Here is a 15,278-nt window from a genome sequence, read left to right as displayed (position 1 = left end):
AGGCAGCCATCGGATCAGGAATGAATGCGCCGGTCTGACCGGCGTTTTCGAGTTCGGGAAACTCGCAACCAAGGGGAGTATACACACATTAGTGTGCTTTTGAAGCGGATTTATACACTATAGTGTGCATTAAAATTAATGGCGCGGCCTTCAAAACCGAAAACAGAGTTAGCTCAAAGGCTTGTCTCAATCCGTGGAGACCTGACGCGCGCCGAGTTCTGCGCAAAACTCGGCATCTCGGATTCAACCTATGCGACATACGAGCGCGGTGACCGAACCCCGGACACCAGCCTTCTGGCGCAACTGATGGACGAGTTGGGCGTTGACATACACTGGCTCTTGACGGGCAATGGCGCCCCTGCAAGGCCAGACAGCCCGGCTGGGCAACCTGAGCTCCAGCGCGTCTCCCCCGCGATCAATCCCGATCTCTTCAGGCAAGTCGCCCGCATCCTCGAGCGCGCCCACGCCCGCGCGCAGATCCGTTTGCCCGCCGATGCCCGCGCCGAGGAACTCGCCCGCGCCTACAACCTTTTGCTGGCCAAGGCCGAGGACCCCGCCGATGCGCTCGAGCTTCAAAGCCTCCTGCCCTGGCTGGAAACCCACCTCACTAAAACCTTGAACCAAGCCCTGAACGAACCCGGTTCCGGGAAACGCGAGGCTTGACCGTGGTCAGGAGTGCGGCAAGAGCACCTGATGCTGTGGCTCGAGCTTAAACCCGCATTGGTTGTATTGTCAAGATTTGCAATCTGAACTCTAACTGCACGACATCTGGGCACCCATTCCAGCTCTAGCGGTCAGCTGAAATCCAAATCGCTGAACGACGTTCGCCAAACCACCGCAGCTCGCAAAAAACAAACAGGAACACCCCGCCCGGCAAGCCGAGCGGGGTGTGAACCTTCGTGATAATAAAACCACTTGCCGTGGCTTTCCTACCGATTTCCCTGCACCGACAATTAACCGATTGATTTGGCATGTCAACCGAATAGCATGACTCCAACGTGTATTTTTTGGAGTTTCTACCATGCGCATTCTCGGCATCGACGGCGGTATCTCCAGCATTGGCTGGGCAGTTGTCGACCTTGAGAACCAACGAATAGTTGCCGCAGGAACGCGGATGTTCGATTCCCCCGAGGAAGCAACACAAAGTGGCCCCAAACTCAAAAATGCCGATCGCCGTCTCTTCCGGGGGCAGAGGCGAACCATACGCAGGCGTGCCAAGCGAATGGCGGACATCAGGAAGCTGTTTCACGTGTCAGGCCTTCTGCCGTCAGGCGATCGCGAAGCCCTGGCGGCGGAAGCTGGTGACAAGGATCCCTGGTCCCTTCGTGCTGAAGGACTTGATCGAAAACTGACTTCTCGGGAACTGGCGCTGGCGCTGGGACACATCGCCCGCCACCGCGGCTTCCGGTCCAATCGCAAGGGAGCAGAGTCAAACAAGGCCAGTGAAGACCAGAAGGTTCTGGCCAGCATAGAAGCCACGCGGGAGAAGTCACAAAAGTGGCGCACCATCGGCGAAATGTTCGCCCGCGATGACGCATTCACCGACCGCAAGCGCAATCGCAGCGGGGACTATACCCGGTCGATCCTCCGTGCGGACCAGGAAGCAGAGGCTCGCAAGTTGTTTGCGGCACAAAAGCGGTATGGCAATCCCCATGCCACAGACGCACTGGAGGCAGCTTTTTCGGAATTGGCGTTTTCTCAACGACCGTTGCAAGGCAGCCTCAGGCTGGTGGGAGATTGCCCGTTCCTTCCCGGTCACAAGCGTGCAAGCGTCTTTGCACCGTCATTCGAACGGTTTCGATTGCTCTCCAGGCTGACCAATCTGCGGCTGATAACGGCCAATGGCCGGCGTGCCCTCACCCCCGACGAAATCGCAAGGGCGCTGTCTGGCTATGCGCGCACCAAAAGCCTGACCTTCAAGGCTTTGCGGACAAAGCTCGGCTTGGCGGAAACAGACCGTTTTGATGGCGTGGGTCCGGACATCGAAAAAAGAGATGTCGCCCGGCGCACCGGAGCCGCGCTGGAGGGCACAAAAACACTGCTGGATGTGTTGATCCCGGCGATTGGCGAGGTTGAAACCTTTGCGCTACTCGAAAAGGGAGCTCCCCTTGACGAGGCGACGGCAACAATTGCCTTCAACGAGGACCTTGGCGACATCGAGACGGGGCTTCAAGCCTCCGGTCTGCCAGCAGCGGCGGCTTCCGCCTTGCTCCAGGCGGCGCGTGAGGGCGTCTTCGATGCCTTCAAGGGCGCGGCCGCCTTGTCCGCAGCCGCGGCAAGGGCTCTGTGCGACCCGATGGAGCGTGGCTTGGTCTATTCTGACGCCTGCGCAGAACTGGGGTGGAGCCACAGCGAACACACTGCCATGGATCTGTCGGCAATCGGCTCGCCCGTTGCGCAGAAGGCGGCCAGGGAAATCCTCAAGCAGGTCAAGGCAGTCTCCCAAGCCTTCGGGCCGTTCGACCGTGTGCATGTGGAAATGGCGCGGGATGTTGGCAAAAGCGGCGAAGAACGGCGCAAGATAGAAAACGGCATCAACAAGCGGACTGATGAGCGCAACAGGGCCGCAGAAGAGCTGGCGGACCAACTCGGCAAGAAGGCCTCGACACTTCGAAGCGAAGATGTTCTGCGCTATGAGCTGTGGAAGGAACAGAATGGGCGGTGCCTTTACTCCGGCAGGGCAATTCCGCTTCAAGCGGTGCTCGCCACCGACAACACCGTTCAAGTCGATCATATTCTGCCCTGGAGCCGGTTTGGCGACGACAGCTTTGTCAACAAGACCCTGTGCTTCACGAAGGCGAACGCAGACAAAAAGAACAGGACGCCCTACGAGTGGAAATCGGCGGAACAGCCAGAAGACTGGGAACGTTTCCAGGCTGAAGTCGAGAGCAACAGGACACTGAAAGGCCTCAAGAAGCGCAACTACCTGATCCGCAACGCTTCAGACCGGGAAGAAGCTTTCAGAAGCCGGAACCTGAATGACACGCGCTTCGCATTGAAAGTGGTTCTGGCACACCTGAAGAACGCATTTCCGAATCTTGCACGCGAAAGCGGGGCCGAGCGCAGGGTGTTTGCGCGGCCAGGGGCACTCACGGCAGCTCTGCGCCGCGCCTGGGGTTTGGAAAGCCTGAAGAAGAACGCGGATGGCGAACGTCGTGAAGACGACCGGCACCACGCACTTGACGCCATTGTGACGGCGCTGTGCAGCGAAAGCCTGCTGCAGCGGGCCACCGCACTGGCCAAGGCAGCGGAGATCAAGGGTGAGAAATTCGAACTGCGTGGCCTGCCAGCGCCTTGGGGAACACCCAGCGAGTTCCGGAGCGAAGTCGCAGCCATCGTCCAGGCGGTGTTTGTGTCGCGGCCGGAAAGCGGTCGGATACGTGGAAAGGGCCATGACGCCACAATCCGGCAGATCCGCGAGATCGACGGTGAGGCCAAGGTCTTTGAACGCAAGGCGATCGAAGATCTCAAGATCGGCGACCTCGACCGTATCCCTGTCCCGAAACCCTATGGCAAAATTGTCGATCCCGGGAAGTTGCGCGATCAGTTGGTCGACAGCCTCAAGGCCTGGATTGAAGCCGGAAAGCCAAAAGACGCCCTCCCCTTGTCTCCAAAAGGGGACCCGGTCAGGAAGATTAGACTGCTGACGAGCAACAAGCCCGGGATTTCAGTTAGAGGAGGGACTGCGGGCAGAGACGCTATCGTTCGTCTTGATGTTTTTTGCGAAGTGTCAACTCGTGGAATAACCCAGTATAGATTCATTCCAATATATCGGTTCGATTTCAAAATACAGGAGCACGTTCCAGATCGATATTTCAAACGAAGCAAAAGCTCTGCACCTTGGCCGAAATTGTCCGAGGACATGCAATTCAAGTTTTCAATTCACAAAAATACATTAATGAAAATAGTCGATAGCGAAGAAAAAACACACATCGGTTACTATAAAAGTTTCGATACACGTGATGGTCGTATCGTCCTAATGCCTCCCAGTGGCGGAGACAATTACAGAATATCGACGACAACGGCTCTTGAATTTGAGAAATACTTCGTTGACCGCATTGGAAACCAGTTCTTGGTCTCAAAGGAAAAGCGGACATGGCGTGGAAAGGCGTGCATCTGACAAACCCTGCGCGGCTGTCCATGGCAGCGGCCCAGCTTGTGGTTTCACAGGAGGACGGCGAAACACGCTTGGCGATAGAGGACATCGCCTGGGTGATCATCGACAATCACCAGACCACACTCAGTGCCGCTTTGCTGGCCGCGCTCGCGGAAGCGGGAGCCGTCGTTTTGACAAGTGACCGGCAGCATATGCCGAGCGCTGTGACACTGCCCTATCACCGGCATTACAAGCAGGCGGCCGTTACAGAGCTTCAGATTGGTGTCGGAACGCCTCTCAAGAAGCGTCTCTGGCAGCGGATCGTTCACCGCAAGATCATCAACCAGGCGGCGGCCCTTGAGACCCTCGAACGCTTGGGCGCGCCCTTGACCGAAATGGCGACCCGCGTCCGATCCGGTGATCCGGATAACATCGAGGCGCAGGCCGCACGCGCTTACTGGCAGTGCATGTTTCGGGATTTTTCGCGTGGCGACGAGTCAGATCTGCGCAACAAGACCTTGAACTATGGCTATGCGGTGGTGCGCGGATGTCTGGCTCGCGCGATTGCCGCAACTGGGCTTATTCCCGCCCTCGGGCTGCACCACGCCAGTCAGGCAAATGCATTCAACCTAGCTGATGACCTGATTGAGCCTTTCCGCCCATTTGTCGATTTGACCGTTGCCGGAATCTGCGAGGATCGGGCTGCTTTCGACCCGTTGACACGGCAAGACCGGCAAAAGCTTGGCGGCCTGCCACTGATCGATGTCGTGATGACAGGTGGCAAAATGAGCTTGCTAAATGCCACGGAGATCGTCGCGCAAAGCCTGCTTCAGGCGCTTGAACATGGCTCCGCAGACTTGCTGGACCTGCCCAAACTCCCGGTCAGCCCGCGCCAATGAACAAGGACATCCGGTTCATGTGGCTGATGGTGTTTTTCGATCTGCCGGTTACGACAAAAAAGGAACGTGGCAATGCGACCCGCTTTCGCAACTTCCTGAAACGGGATGGATTCCTAATGATTCAGTTCTCGGTGTACGCGCGAATTTGCCGTGCGGAGGAAGGTGTGGAAAAGCACCTCAAGCGCATCAAAACCAACCTGCCTCCGAAGGGCAGCGTGCGTACGCTGCAGATCACGGACAAGCAATATGCACGAATGCAACTGCTTGTTGGCGAATCAACCAAAACCGAGCGCAAGGCGAGTGAACAGCTTGTTCTCCTATGATTTTCTTTTCGTCCTAGAAGCCTTTTGTATCGACAAAACAACGCATTGCGCCGGAGTGAGCCTACCACAGGGAAATCGGTAGGGAAGCCACGGCGGTCGCTTTGGCCGGCGCCGAATGCTCCTCAGCCTACCACAGGGAAATCGGTAGGGAAGCCACGGCACCGCCTCGCGTTTGCCGATCGGTGACAGCAGCCTACCACAGGGAAATCGGTAGGGAAGCCACGGCGCGCCGTCTTTCCAGTCGTCCGGCGTTGACAGCCTACCACAGGGAAATCGGTAGGGAAGCCACGGCCGCCCAGCTGCTGGGGGTCCATGTCTCCGAAAGCCTACCACAGGGAAATCGGTAGGGAAGCCACGGCATCCTCGAGCGGCAGCACGCGCGGGGGCTTAGCCTACCACAGGGAAATCGGTAGGGAAGCCACGGCAGCGCGCCGAATGGGGTGCTCTCGAGTACCAGCCTACCACAGGGAAATCGGTAGGGAAGCCACGGCTGACGCCGAGCGCTGCAAGATCAGCAGCAGAGCCTACCACAGGGAAATCGGTAGGGAAGCCACGGCTGCGATCTTCAGCCACAGCCCGCTTCGCGGAGCCTACCACAGGGAAATCGGTAGGGAAGCCACGGCTGCTCGGCGAGGTGGCCGACAAGACGAAATAGCCTACCACAGGGAAATCGGTAGGGAAGCCACGGCCGATGCCACGGGCATGGGCTGGACGGTTGCAGCCTACCACAGGGAAATCGGTAGGGAAGCCACGGCCTGCGGTCAGTAGCCGGCCAGGACCCAAATAGCCTACCACAGGGAAATCGGTAGGGAAGCCACGGCGCGCACGGTGGTCGTGAACAAGCTGGGGGAAGCCTACCACAGGGAAATCGGTAGGGAAGCCACGGCATGGGGCGCGCGCGTTGGATGCAGGCCAGGAGCCTACCACAGGGAAATCGGTAGGGAAGCCACGGCCGAGCTGAAAGACCAGCGCCGCGAGACTTTAGCCTACCACAGGGAAATCGGTAGGGAAGCCACGGCCATTCGCCAGGCGCGTGGCCAGACGGATCAAGCCTACCACAGGGAAATCGGTAGGGAAGCCACGGCCCTTGTGCAGCACGTCCAGCAGGCTCGACAAGCCTACCACAGGGAAATCGGTAGGGAAGCCACGGCACTTCCGCGCCACGGCAAGCGTGATCAAGTAGCCTACCACAGGGAAATCGGTAGGGAAGCCACGGCATACTGGCTGATGCCGGAGTCCACCGATCCAGCCTACCACAGGGAAATCGGTAGGGAAGCCACGGCGTCTCGCCACGCGACAGCCTGCATTGAACGAGCCTACCACAGGGAAATCGGTAGGGAAGCCACGGCAAGGCAGGTGAGTGATGGCAATCCAGATCAAGCCTACCACAGGGAAATCGGTAGGGAAGCCACGGCCGGAGATGCTGACGAGCGCGGACATCACGCAGCCTACCACAGGGAAATCGGTAGGGAAGCCACGGCCTTAAGCATCGGCGCATATTCCGGGTTCTGAGCCTACCACAGGGAAATCGGTAGGGAAGCCACGGCACATACCAGTCTCCCCATCCTCATCCGTAGAGCCTACCACAGGGAAATCGGTAGGGAAGCCACGGCGCGGCTGGCGCTCTACGGCGTCCGGCGTGAAGCCTACCACAGGGAAATCGGTAGGGAAGCCACGGCGTCGCAAGGCGCTTCGTCAAGCCGGTGCTGAGCCTACCACAGGGAAATCGGTAGGGAAGCCACGGCTTACCGGCACGATGGAGGCGGTGGACGCGAAGCCTACCACAGGGAAATCGGTAGGGAAGCCACGGCGGCGGTCGTCATCGCCAATGCGGGCGGCACAGCCTACCACAGGGAAATCGGTAGGGAAGCCACGGCCCTGCAGCGCAGCGAGCCGGAACAGCGCCAAGCCTACCACAGGGAAATCGGTAGGGAAGCCACGGCTCGATCACGACACGGTCAATTGGCCGGTCGAGCCTACCACAGGGAAATCGGTAGGGAAGCCACGGCGTCGCCAGGGTGCTCGCCGCGCTGGTCGCCAGCCTACCACAGGGAAATCGGTAGGGAAGCCACGGCGACCGTTGATGACCTGTGCCGTCTGCGGATAGCCTACCACAGGGAAATCGGTAGGGAAGCCACGGCCAGGACCACCGCGACACCGCCAGCCCCATGAGCCTACCACAGGGAAATCGGCAGGGAAGCCACGGCGCGCTATGCGATCTCGCTCGTGACCGGCGTAGCCTACCACAGGGAAATCGGTAGGGAAGCTGCGGTCTGAGACGGCCCACAAATGTAGGGCCAATGTGTCGGGATTCGCATAATGTGTCATATGGAATGGCGACGAGGGTTCCCACCACAACGCTGCAATTTACGGCCAAGGGATCAGCGCAGCTTGAAAATGCGCGCCTGAACCGCCGACGGGAACGGGGGAGTTAGCCCCCATTCCCTGTTCCCACGCCGAATGCGCATGCCGGCTGCTTTCCATGTCCTTTTCGTCCAGCTGGCCCACCGCAGCACCTTGAGTGCCATCCGATCCCGCGCGCCCGGCCTTCACAAGCCGCATCGAAGGCCGTTTGAACCCGCAGAAAACCGCCACTTCCCGCGAACTCCCGGATATTCCCGGCAAATCCCCAAGGCCATCCGTTCCTGCGCGTTACACCAGGACCGACATTGCGCGATATTTTTTGCAGCTTTCCTGTAGCGTAAGACATAATGGGCCGGCCACAGCGCACCCGAGGGTACGCCGGTCGCCTTTGCCATCATTTTCTCACCCTGATCAGACGCTCATGCCGCCATCGACCATCAGCATCGCTCCCGTGGTGAAGCTGCTGTCGTCGCTCGCAAGATAAAGCACCGAGCGCGCCACCTCCTCCGGCAGGCCATGGCGGCCGAGCGGGATGAGGGAGTTGAACATGGCCGTGCCATCAATCCCCAGCTCCCGGCTGAGACCGGCCTCAACCGCATGCTGGAACCCGTTGTCGAGGGGGCCGGGGTGGACGGAGTTGACCCGGATCCGGCGCGGCGCCAGTTCCTTGGCCAGACAGCGCATCAGCCCGATCTGGGCATGCTTGGCGGTAATGTAAGCATAGACGCCCGGATCACCGCGGGTGGCGGCAACCGACGAGGTGATGATGAAGCTGCCGCCGTCGCGCATCCTTGGCGTGGCGTGTTTGGCGCCAAGGAACGCGCCGGTGACGTGGACCCGCTGGACGGATTCGAACACGTCCAGCGCATAGTCGGCGATCGGCCGGACCTCGCCGAAGTTGCCGGCATTGGAAAAGAAGATGTCGATGGGACCAAAGGCTGCAACTGCCGCATCGATGTAGGCCTTCGTCGCCGCTTCCGAGCCGACGTCGGCGGCAACGGTCAGAACGTCGCCGGCTGGAAGGCTCGCCCGTGCGGTTTCAAGGGCCTCCTGCGAGAGATCGACCAGAACCACGCGCGCTCCCTCCTCGAGGAACAGGCGGGCCGCTGCGAGCCCCAGACTGCCGGCGCCGCCTGTGATGATGGCGGTCTTCTGGTTCAGTTTCATTTTCTATTCTCCCGTGAAGTTGGGCAGTTGGGATCTTGGGGCAATGGGGGAGCGGGCAGGCATCAGATCGCAAAGCGTCTCACGCAAGCCTGGTCAGGAAAGTCAGCACCTTGGATTTGAGTCCGCGCCCCCCACCCCCAACCCCTCCCCACAAGGGGGAGGGGGGCGGAGAGGCCGCGACTACACTCACGAAAGGGCTGCTGTACTGCCGCCTCCCCTGCCCTTTTGCCAATGCGTCAGAACGGATAGTGAATCGGGCCGTCCTGGATGGTGATCCAGCGCAGTTCGGTGAACTCGGCAATGCCTGCCTTGCCGCCGAAGCGGCCGTAGCCGCTGTCCTTGACGCCGCCGAAGGGCATCTGCGCCTCGTCATGCACGGTCGGACCGTTGATGTGGCAGATGCCGGATTCGATGCGGCGGGCGACCTGCATGGCGCGGGTGATGTCACGGCCGAACACGGCGGCCGAGAGGCCGTATTCCGTGTCATTGGCGATGCGCACCGCCTCGTCGATGCCATCGACACGCACCACCACGGCGACGGGGCCGAAGCTTTCCTGGCCGTAGATGTGCATGGTCGGGTTGACCCGGTCGAGCAGTGTCGCCTCCATCACGGCACCCTGCACGCCGCCGCCGGCGGCCAGCACCGCGCCCTTGGCGGTGGCGTCCTTGATCAGGTCCTGGATGCGCCGCGCCGCATGGGCATCGACCACCGCGCCGAGCGGGGTCTTGCCCTCGCGCGGATCGCCGGCCTTGAGCGAGCGGGCCTTGGCCGTCAGCTTGGCGATGAAGGCATCTGCGACCTTTTCATCGACGATGATGCGTTCGGTCGACATGCAGATCTGGCCCTGGTTCATGTAGGCGCCGAAGGCCGCCGCATCGACGGCGGCATCGAGATCGGCGTCGTCGAGCACCAGGAACGGCGCCTTGCCGCCCAGCTCCAGCAGGGCCGGCTTGAGGTTGCGGCCGCACATTTCCGCGATGATCCGGCCGACACGGGTCGAGCCGGTGAAGTTGACGCGGCGCACCGCCGGATGGGCGATGAGGGCCTCGACGATCTGCGGCGCGTCGTCCGGCGCATTGGAAATGGCGTTGAGCACGCCATGCGGAATGCCGCCGGCCTGCAGCGCGTCGATGATCAGGCGATGGGTGCGCGGGCAGATTTCCGAGGTCTTCATGACGACGGTGTTGCCGCAGGCTAGCGGTGTGGCCAGCGAGCGGACGCCGAGGATGACGGGCGCGTTCCACGGCGCCATCGAGAGCACCACGCCGACCGGCTGGCGCATGGCCATGGCCATGCTGCCCGGGCGGTTGGACGGGATAATCTCGCCGGCGATCTGCGTCGTCAGGGATGCGGCCTCGCGCAGCATTTCGGAGGCGAGATAGACGTTGAACCGGGCCCAGCCTTCGGTAGCCCCGATCTCGTCAGCCATCGAGCGGACGAAATCGTCCGCCCGGGCGGAAAGCGCGTCGGCGGCGGCCAGCAGGATCTTGCGGCGCGGACCGGGCCCCATCTGGGACCAGGCCGGGAAGGCGGCAGCGGCGGCGTCGCAGGCAAGCTGCGCATCCTCGATGGTGGCCGCTGCGACACGGGTGGCGACGTCGCCGGTGATCGGGTTGCGCCGCTCGAAAGTCCGGCCGTCGGAGGACTGGGTGTCGTCCGCGCCGATCAGAAGTCCAAGAGCATCCATGGTTTTGTCCTTGAGGTCAGTGCATGTCATGGGAAGTATCAGAGCCGGGGCACCGGTGACATCGGCCCCCGGCTGACGGGTCAGTGAGTGAGGCCGAGGAAGGCGCGCTGGACCGCCGGATCGGCCTTGAGATCGGCAGCCGATCCCTCGCCGACCAGCCGGCCGACCTCCATCAGGTAGCCCCGCGAGGCGAGCGCCAGCGACAGGCTGACGTTCTGTTCCACGAGCAGGACGGAGACGCCGGCATCGCGTACCCGGCCAAGGGCCTGGAACAGTTCGCCGACGACAACCGGAGCAAGGCCAAGGCTTGGCTCGTCCAGCATCAGGAGATCCGGGTTGGACATCAGCGCCCGGCCGATGGCGACCATCTGCTGCTCGCCGCCGGACATGGTGCCGACCTGCTGGGCCCGCCGTTCGGCAAGCTTCGGGAACAGGTCAAAGATGAAGTCACGCTGACGCGCCTCCCCTGCCCGCGCCCGCTGGGCATAGGCCCCAAGCCGCAGGTTCTCCTCCACGGTAAGATCGGCAAAGACGCCGCGCCCTTCCGGCACCAGCGCGATGCCGGCCTCCAGCACCTTGTGCGCGGCAAGGCCGGCAATCGGGCGGCTGCCGAGCTGCAGCGACAGGCCGGCATCCGGCCGGACCAGCCCGGCGATGGCCTTGAGCAGGCTGGACTTGCCCGCGCCGTTGGCCCCCAGGATGACGACGGTCTCGCCGCGATCGACACGGATCGAGACATTGTCGAGCGCCAGGTGCTTGCCATAGCGCAGGCTCAGGCCTTCAAGCGACAGCAGCATGAGGCTCTCCCAGGTAAGCGCGGACAACCTCGGGGTCGCGCAGGACATCGGCGGTCGGGCCATCGGCCAGTTTTGACCCGGCATTCATCACCACCGCACGCGGACACAATGCGCGCACGGCGTCCATCACGTGCTCGACCAGCAGGATGGTGATGCCGCGGGCATTGAGCTTGGCAATCAGGTCAATGCCGATGCGCAGCTCCGACGGGTTGAGACCGGCGAGCCATTCATCAAGGAGCAGCAGTTTTGGCCGGGAGGCCAGGGCGCGCGCCAGTTCCATGCGTTTCTGGTCGATGTAGGTGAGGTCCGTCGCCTTTTCCCCGCCCCGGCCTTCCAGGCCAACCGCAGCCAGCAGGTCTGCGGCCTCGATCCTTGCCTCCTGCTCGGAGGTGTGACCGGCGCGGAACAGGATGGCGGCGAGGATGTTTTCGGACACCGTGAGCGACGGCAGCACCCGCACCAGCTGGAACGTGCGGGCCACGCCGGCGTGGGCGATGCGATGCGCCGGCAAGCCGGACAGGCGCTTGCCCTGCAGCGTGATGGAGCCACCAGACACCGGCAACAGGCCGGAGATCATGTTGAGCACGGTCGTCTTGCCCGACCCGTTGGGACCGAGCAGGGCCACGACCTCGCCTTGGGCAAGCTCAAAGGAGACGTGGTTGACGGCGGTGAGGCCACCGAAGCGCTTGGAGAGATCGGAGATTTCCAGGAATGCCATTACTTGGCCTCCCCTTCTGCGAGCCGGCCCTTGCCGTGTTCCGGTGCCGTGCCGGCTGCCTGACGGGAGCGCTCGGACTTCATCCGGGCTGTCAGGCCTTCGAGGAAGTCGAGCACACCACGCGGCAGCACGAAGACGATGGCCATGAACAGGAGGCCGAGGATGATGGAATAGTGGTCCGGGAAGTTGGCCGAGAGCCACTCGAACAGCAGGAACAGCGGCACCGCACCGACAGCAGGCCCCCAGAGCCGGGTCGCCCCGCCCAGAAGCGCCATGATCAGCGTCAGGAACGAGATGGTCGGATTGAAGACGATGGTCGGCTCGATATAGGTCCAGCGCGGGGCCTGGATCGCCCCCACCAGCGTGATGATGACGGAGCTGAGGGCAAAGAGCGCCAGCTTCACCCGCGCGGTCGGCAGGCCGCAGTGCTCGGCCACCACCTCGTCATCGCCGATCATCTTGAGGGCGAGACCCAGACGGCTGCGCTGGATCAGGTAGCCGATGCCGAAGGTAACGGCGCAGAGCACCAGCAGCTGCCAGTAGACCACCTCCGGACCATAGGAGACGAACAGGTAGCGCCCCAGGGTGCCGGTGATGTTGACCTCGTACCAGGTGACGAGCTGGCGGATCAGCTCGGCAAGGCCGAAGGTGAAGATGACGAAATAGACGCCGGCGAGCCGCAGGGTGGCAAGGCCGACCAGCAGCGAGACGCCAAGGCCGATGAGCGCGGCCAACCCCAGCACCATGAGCGGCGGGAAGCTCTCGTAGAAAGCGGAAACCGTATAAGCACCAATGCCGAAGAAGGCGACCGTTGCCAATGACACGAAACGCGTCGGCCCCGAGAACAGCGCCCATGCGCTGGCGAGCGTGACATAGCCGATGAGGCCGATCATCAGGCCGATGCCATAGGTGCCGAGATACAGCGGCGCTGCGGCGAGGCCCGCGAAGGCGATGGCGGCAGCGGCAAGTCCAAGGATGGTCTTCATCTGACGGCCCGCCCGAAAAGTCCCTGCGGCCGCCACAGCAGCACGGCCAGGAAGATGGCATAGGTTGCCGCGAGCGTCAGGCCCGGGTCGGCGTAGGTGGAGACGAGGGTTTCGACGAGCCCCAGGATCAGGCCGGCGGCAAGCGCGCCGACAAGGTTGCCGACCCCGCCCATGATGACGACGATCAGCGCCTTCATGGTGAAGACGACGCCGCCGGTGGCCGTGAAGGTCTGGTACATCGAGATGACCACGCCGGCCGAGGCCGCGAGCCCGCCGCCCAGCGCGAAGGCAAAGGCCGCTGCCCGGTTGATGTCGATGCCGACCAGCTGGGCCGACTGCGGCGAAACGGCAACCGCGCGCAGGGCCGTGCCCCAGCGGGTGCGGGTGAGCAGCAGATAGAGGGTGATGCCGAGACCCAGCGCCAGGATCAGCGCGATCAACCGGTTGGCGGCAATGGTCGCCCCCAGCACGTTCACCGGCTCGTTGAGAAACGTGTAACTGGTGTAATTGCTGCCGAAGAGCACCAGCAGGATGCCCTGCACGACGAACAGAAGGCCGAAGGTGGTGAGGATGGAATCCACTTCCAGGACGCCGCGATTGGGGGCGCGGGCGACCAGCGGGGCAAGAATGACCGTGTAGACGGCATAGCCGAGCAGGAAGCCGCCTGGCACGGCGATGAGCAGGCCAAGGATCGGATTGATGCCGGCAGCGCCCTGCAGGACGAAGGCGGCGAAGGCGGCGGTGATGATCATGTCACCATAGGCAAGGTTCATGATGCGGGCGATGCCGTATTGCAAGGTGAGGCCCATCGCGGCGAGCGCGTAGGTTCCCCCCAGAACAAGGCCCGCGATAAGGGCTGTCATCAGGGTCATGAGATCTCCGGAGCCCGGGATACGGGCATCTCGATGGTCTGCTGGTCGGGCGTAGCGGTGCGTTGAGGCGAGAGCGACGGGCCGGGCTGCGGACCGGTGAAAGGGTCCGCAGCCCGGCGGTCAAGGCTTACTGCCAGGCCTTCTTCGGCAGCACGGGCTTGGAGGCACCCGGACGGTCTGCCGGCTCAACGCCGACGAGGTTGCCATCCTGCCACTGGCCAAGCAGCCAGAGCTGGCGCAGCTGGTTGTCCTCAAGCTTGGTCTCGCCCAGCACGGTGTCGAAGGTGCCGGTGGACAGTTCCTTGGCAACCGCCTCCCGGTCGAGGCCGACGCGCTTGATGGAATCGGCCAGCATCTGCAGCGACGCGTAGGTGATCACGCTGCCCCACAGGTCCGGATACTCGCCGTTCAGCGCCTTGTGACGCTCACGGTAGGCCATGTTGCGCTCGTTCTTGATGTCGATGCCGCCGAGGGTCATGATCCCGTCCGCCTTGGGGCCGAGGTTGCGGCCATAGGTCGGGAACCCGGCGCCGACGCCCAGATACAGCACCTTCGGGTTGAAGGCCTGGACCTGCGACTGCTGGGTCAGGGCAAAGGTGTCCGGCGGATAGGAGAAGGCGACGAAGGTGTCGGCACCGGAGCTGGCCGCTTCCTTCAGCAGGGTGGTGAAGTCCTGGGTGCCGACCGGATAGGTGCGGTCCATCACCACTTCGAGGCCAGCCTCCTTCATGGCCGGGCGGGCCGCGTTGACGAGATCGATGCCGAACCCGTCAGCAACCGAGATCATCGCGACCTTCGAGTTGATCACCCCGGCTTCGGTCTGGGCCGCTGCCATCTTGGCGAGTGCACCGGCATAGTCGCGGCCGCCGCCGAGGAACCAGTAGCTCTTTGGCCAGCGCTTGACGAAATCCGGTGCCTTGTCGGTCACCGACGACACGGCGAGCTGCGGATAGCCGTAGCGGTCGAACAGCGGCGCGACGGCGAGGTTGAAGCCAGTGCCCCAGGGCGGCAGGATGAAGTCAACCTTGTCTTGGCCAGCCAGACGCTCGACCGCGCGCACGACTTCCTCGGCGCTGGAGCGGTCGTCATACTCGACAACCTCGACCGGCAGCTTCGTGCCATCGGGCAGCTCGAGGCCGCCGTTGGCCGCAACATCGGCCAGCCAGAGCTTGTAGTTCGGGATCGTCGTCATGGCCGCGCCGCCGGCATTGGCACCGGTCTTGGAGACCGCATAGCCGATCTTGATCGACTTGCGCTCCTCAGCCGCAGCGTCAGCGGCAGACAGAGCAAATGTGGCAAGGCTCGCAGCCGCGAGCACGGCAAATGTCGACAGGCGCAGCCTGTCCTTCAAGCTTTTCATGTCTTTCC

The 15,278-nt window shown here is 62.4% G+C and carries 11 protein-coding genes and 1 CRISPR repeat array; of the genes, 4 read left to right on the top strand and 7 right to left on the bottom strand.

What is annotated here, in order from left to right; all coding sequences use genetic code 11:
- Window positions 1-138: 138 nt before the first annotated feature.
- From C8348_RS06175 to cas2, 4 genes are all read left to right on the top strand, one after another.
- Window positions 139-663 (top strand): helix-turn-helix domain-containing protein, encoded by a 525-nt coding sequence (locus C8348_RS06175; RefSeq protein WP_106752389.1) that lies wholly within the window; start codon window positions 139-141, stop codon window positions 661-663.
- A 358-nt stretch (window positions 664-1,021) separates the two neighbouring features.
- A complete protein-coding gene (gene cas9 / locus C8348_RS06170; protein ID WP_106752388.1) occupies window positions 1,022-4,120 on the top strand; it encodes a type II CRISPR RNA-guided endonuclease Cas9 in 3,099 nt (1,032 codons plus the stop codon).
- Window positions 4,096-4,995: a type II CRISPR-associated endonuclease Cas1 gene (gene cas1, locus C8348_RS06165; RefSeq protein ID WP_106752387.1), complete on the top strand. Its 900-nt coding sequence runs from the start codon at window positions 4,096-4,098 to the stop codon at window positions 4,993-4,995. Before cas9 ends, cas1 begins: the two co-directional genes overlap by 25 nt.
- Window positions 4,992-5,318, top strand: coding sequence for a CRISPR-associated endonuclease Cas2 (gene cas2 / locus C8348_RS06160; protein WP_198646939.1), 327 nt, complete (start codon window positions 4,992-4,994; stop codon window positions 5,316-5,318). Before cas1 ends, cas2 begins: the two co-directional genes overlap by 4 nt.
- A 58-nt stretch (window positions 5,319-5,376) precedes the next feature.
- Window positions 5,377-7,591: a CRISPR direct-repeat array (repeat unit 36 nt; unit sequence AGCCTACCACAGGGAAATCGGTAGGGAAGCCACGGC).
- 502 nt (window positions 7,592-8,093) lie between these two features.
- Here cas2 and C8348_RS06155 read toward each other — a convergent pair.
- From C8348_RS06155 to C8348_RS06125, 7 genes are all read right to left on the bottom strand, one after another.
- A complete protein-coding gene (locus C8348_RS06155; RefSeq protein WP_106752386.1) occupies window positions 8,094-8,849 on the bottom strand; it encodes an SDR family NAD(P)-dependent oxidoreductase in 756 nt (251 codons plus the stop codon).
- 236 nt (window positions 8,850-9,085) lie between these two features.
- Entirely contained in the window at window positions 9,086-10,537 is a 1,452-nt protein-coding gene (locus C8348_RS06150; RefSeq protein ID WP_106752450.1) for an aldehyde dehydrogenase, read from the bottom strand.
- An 80-nt stretch (window positions 10,538-10,617) separates the two neighbouring features.
- The gene (locus C8348_RS06145) at window positions 10,618-11,331 is read right to left on the bottom strand and encodes an ABC transporter ATP-binding protein (protein ID WP_106752449.1); all 714 of its coding nucleotides are present in this window, start codon (window positions 11,329-11,331) and stop codon (window positions 10,618-10,620) included.
- A complete protein-coding gene (locus C8348_RS06140; RefSeq protein WP_106752385.1) occupies window positions 11,318-12,052 on the bottom strand; it encodes an ABC transporter ATP-binding protein in 735 nt (244 codons plus the stop codon). Before C8348_RS06140 ends, C8348_RS06145 begins: the two co-directional genes overlap by 14 nt.
- Window positions 12,052-13,038, bottom strand: coding sequence for a branched-chain amino acid ABC transporter permease (locus tag C8348_RS06135; RefSeq protein WP_106752384.1), 987 nt, complete (start codon window positions 13,036-13,038; stop codon window positions 12,052-12,054). The genes C8348_RS06140 and C8348_RS06135 overlap by 1 nt, the downstream gene beginning before the upstream one ends.
- On the bottom strand, window positions 13,035-13,910 hold the full coding sequence (locus C8348_RS06130) for a branched-chain amino acid ABC transporter permease (RefSeq protein ID WP_106752383.1): 876 nt from the start codon (window positions 13,908-13,910) through the stop codon (window positions 13,035-13,037). The genes C8348_RS06135 and C8348_RS06130 overlap by 4 nt, the downstream gene beginning before the upstream one ends.
- Before the next feature lie 127 nt (window positions 13,911-14,037).
- Window positions 14,038-15,270, bottom strand: coding sequence for an amino acid ABC transporter substrate-binding protein (locus C8348_RS06125; RefSeq protein WP_106752382.1), 1,233 nt, complete (start codon window positions 15,268-15,270; stop codon window positions 14,038-14,040).
- Window positions 15,271-15,278: the final 8 nt, after the last annotated feature.

This window comes from Pannonibacter carbonis (assembly GCF_003012935.1).
In the GTDB taxonomy this organism is placed as follows: Bacteria; Pseudomonadota; Alphaproteobacteria; order Rhizobiales; family Stappiaceae; genus Pannonibacter; species Pannonibacter carbonis.
The sequence above is the reverse complement of the archived record's forward strand: the minus strand, read 5'-3'. Positions and strand labels throughout refer to the sequence as shown.

Bases quoted from the DNA above. Each gene is read 5' to 3' on its own strand.
- C8348_RS06155 (WP_106752386.1), bottom strand. From the start codon at position 8,849: ATGAAACTGAACCAGAAGACCGCCATCATCACAGGCGGCGCCGGCAGT.
- C8348_RS06130 (WP_106752383.1), bottom strand. From the start codon at position 13,910: ATGACCCTGATGACAGCCCTTATCGCGGGCCTTGTTCTGGGGGGAACC.
- cas1 (WP_106752387.1), top strand. From the start codon at position 4,096: ATGGCGTGGAAAGGCGTGCATCTGACAAACCCTGCGCGGCTGTCCATG.
- C8348_RS06135 (WP_106752384.1), bottom strand. From the start codon at position 13,038: ATGAAGACCATCCTTGGACTTGCCGCTGCCGCCATCGCCTTCGCGGGC.
- C8348_RS06150 (WP_106752450.1), bottom strand. From the start codon at position 10,537: ATGGATGCTCTTGGACTTCTGATCGGCGCGGACGACACCCAGTCCTCC.
- C8348_RS06175 (WP_106752389.1), top strand. From the start codon at position 139: ATGGCGCGGCCTTCAAAACCGAAAACAGAGTTAGCTCAAAGGCTTGTC.
- cas2 (WP_198646939.1), top strand. From the start codon at position 4,992: ATGAACAAGGACATCCGGTTCATGTGGCTGATGGTGTTTTTCGATCTG.
- cas9 (WP_106752388.1), top strand. From the start codon at position 1,022: ATGCGCATTCTCGGCATCGACGGCGGTATCTCCAGCATTGGCTGGGCA.
- C8348_RS06125 (WP_106752382.1), bottom strand. From the start codon at position 15,270: ATGAAAAGCTTGAAGGACAGGCTGCGCCTGTCGACATTTGCCGTGCTC.
- C8348_RS06140 (WP_106752385.1), bottom strand. From the start codon at position 12,052: ATGGCATTCCTGGAAATCTCCGATCTCTCCAAGCGCTTCGGTGGCCTC.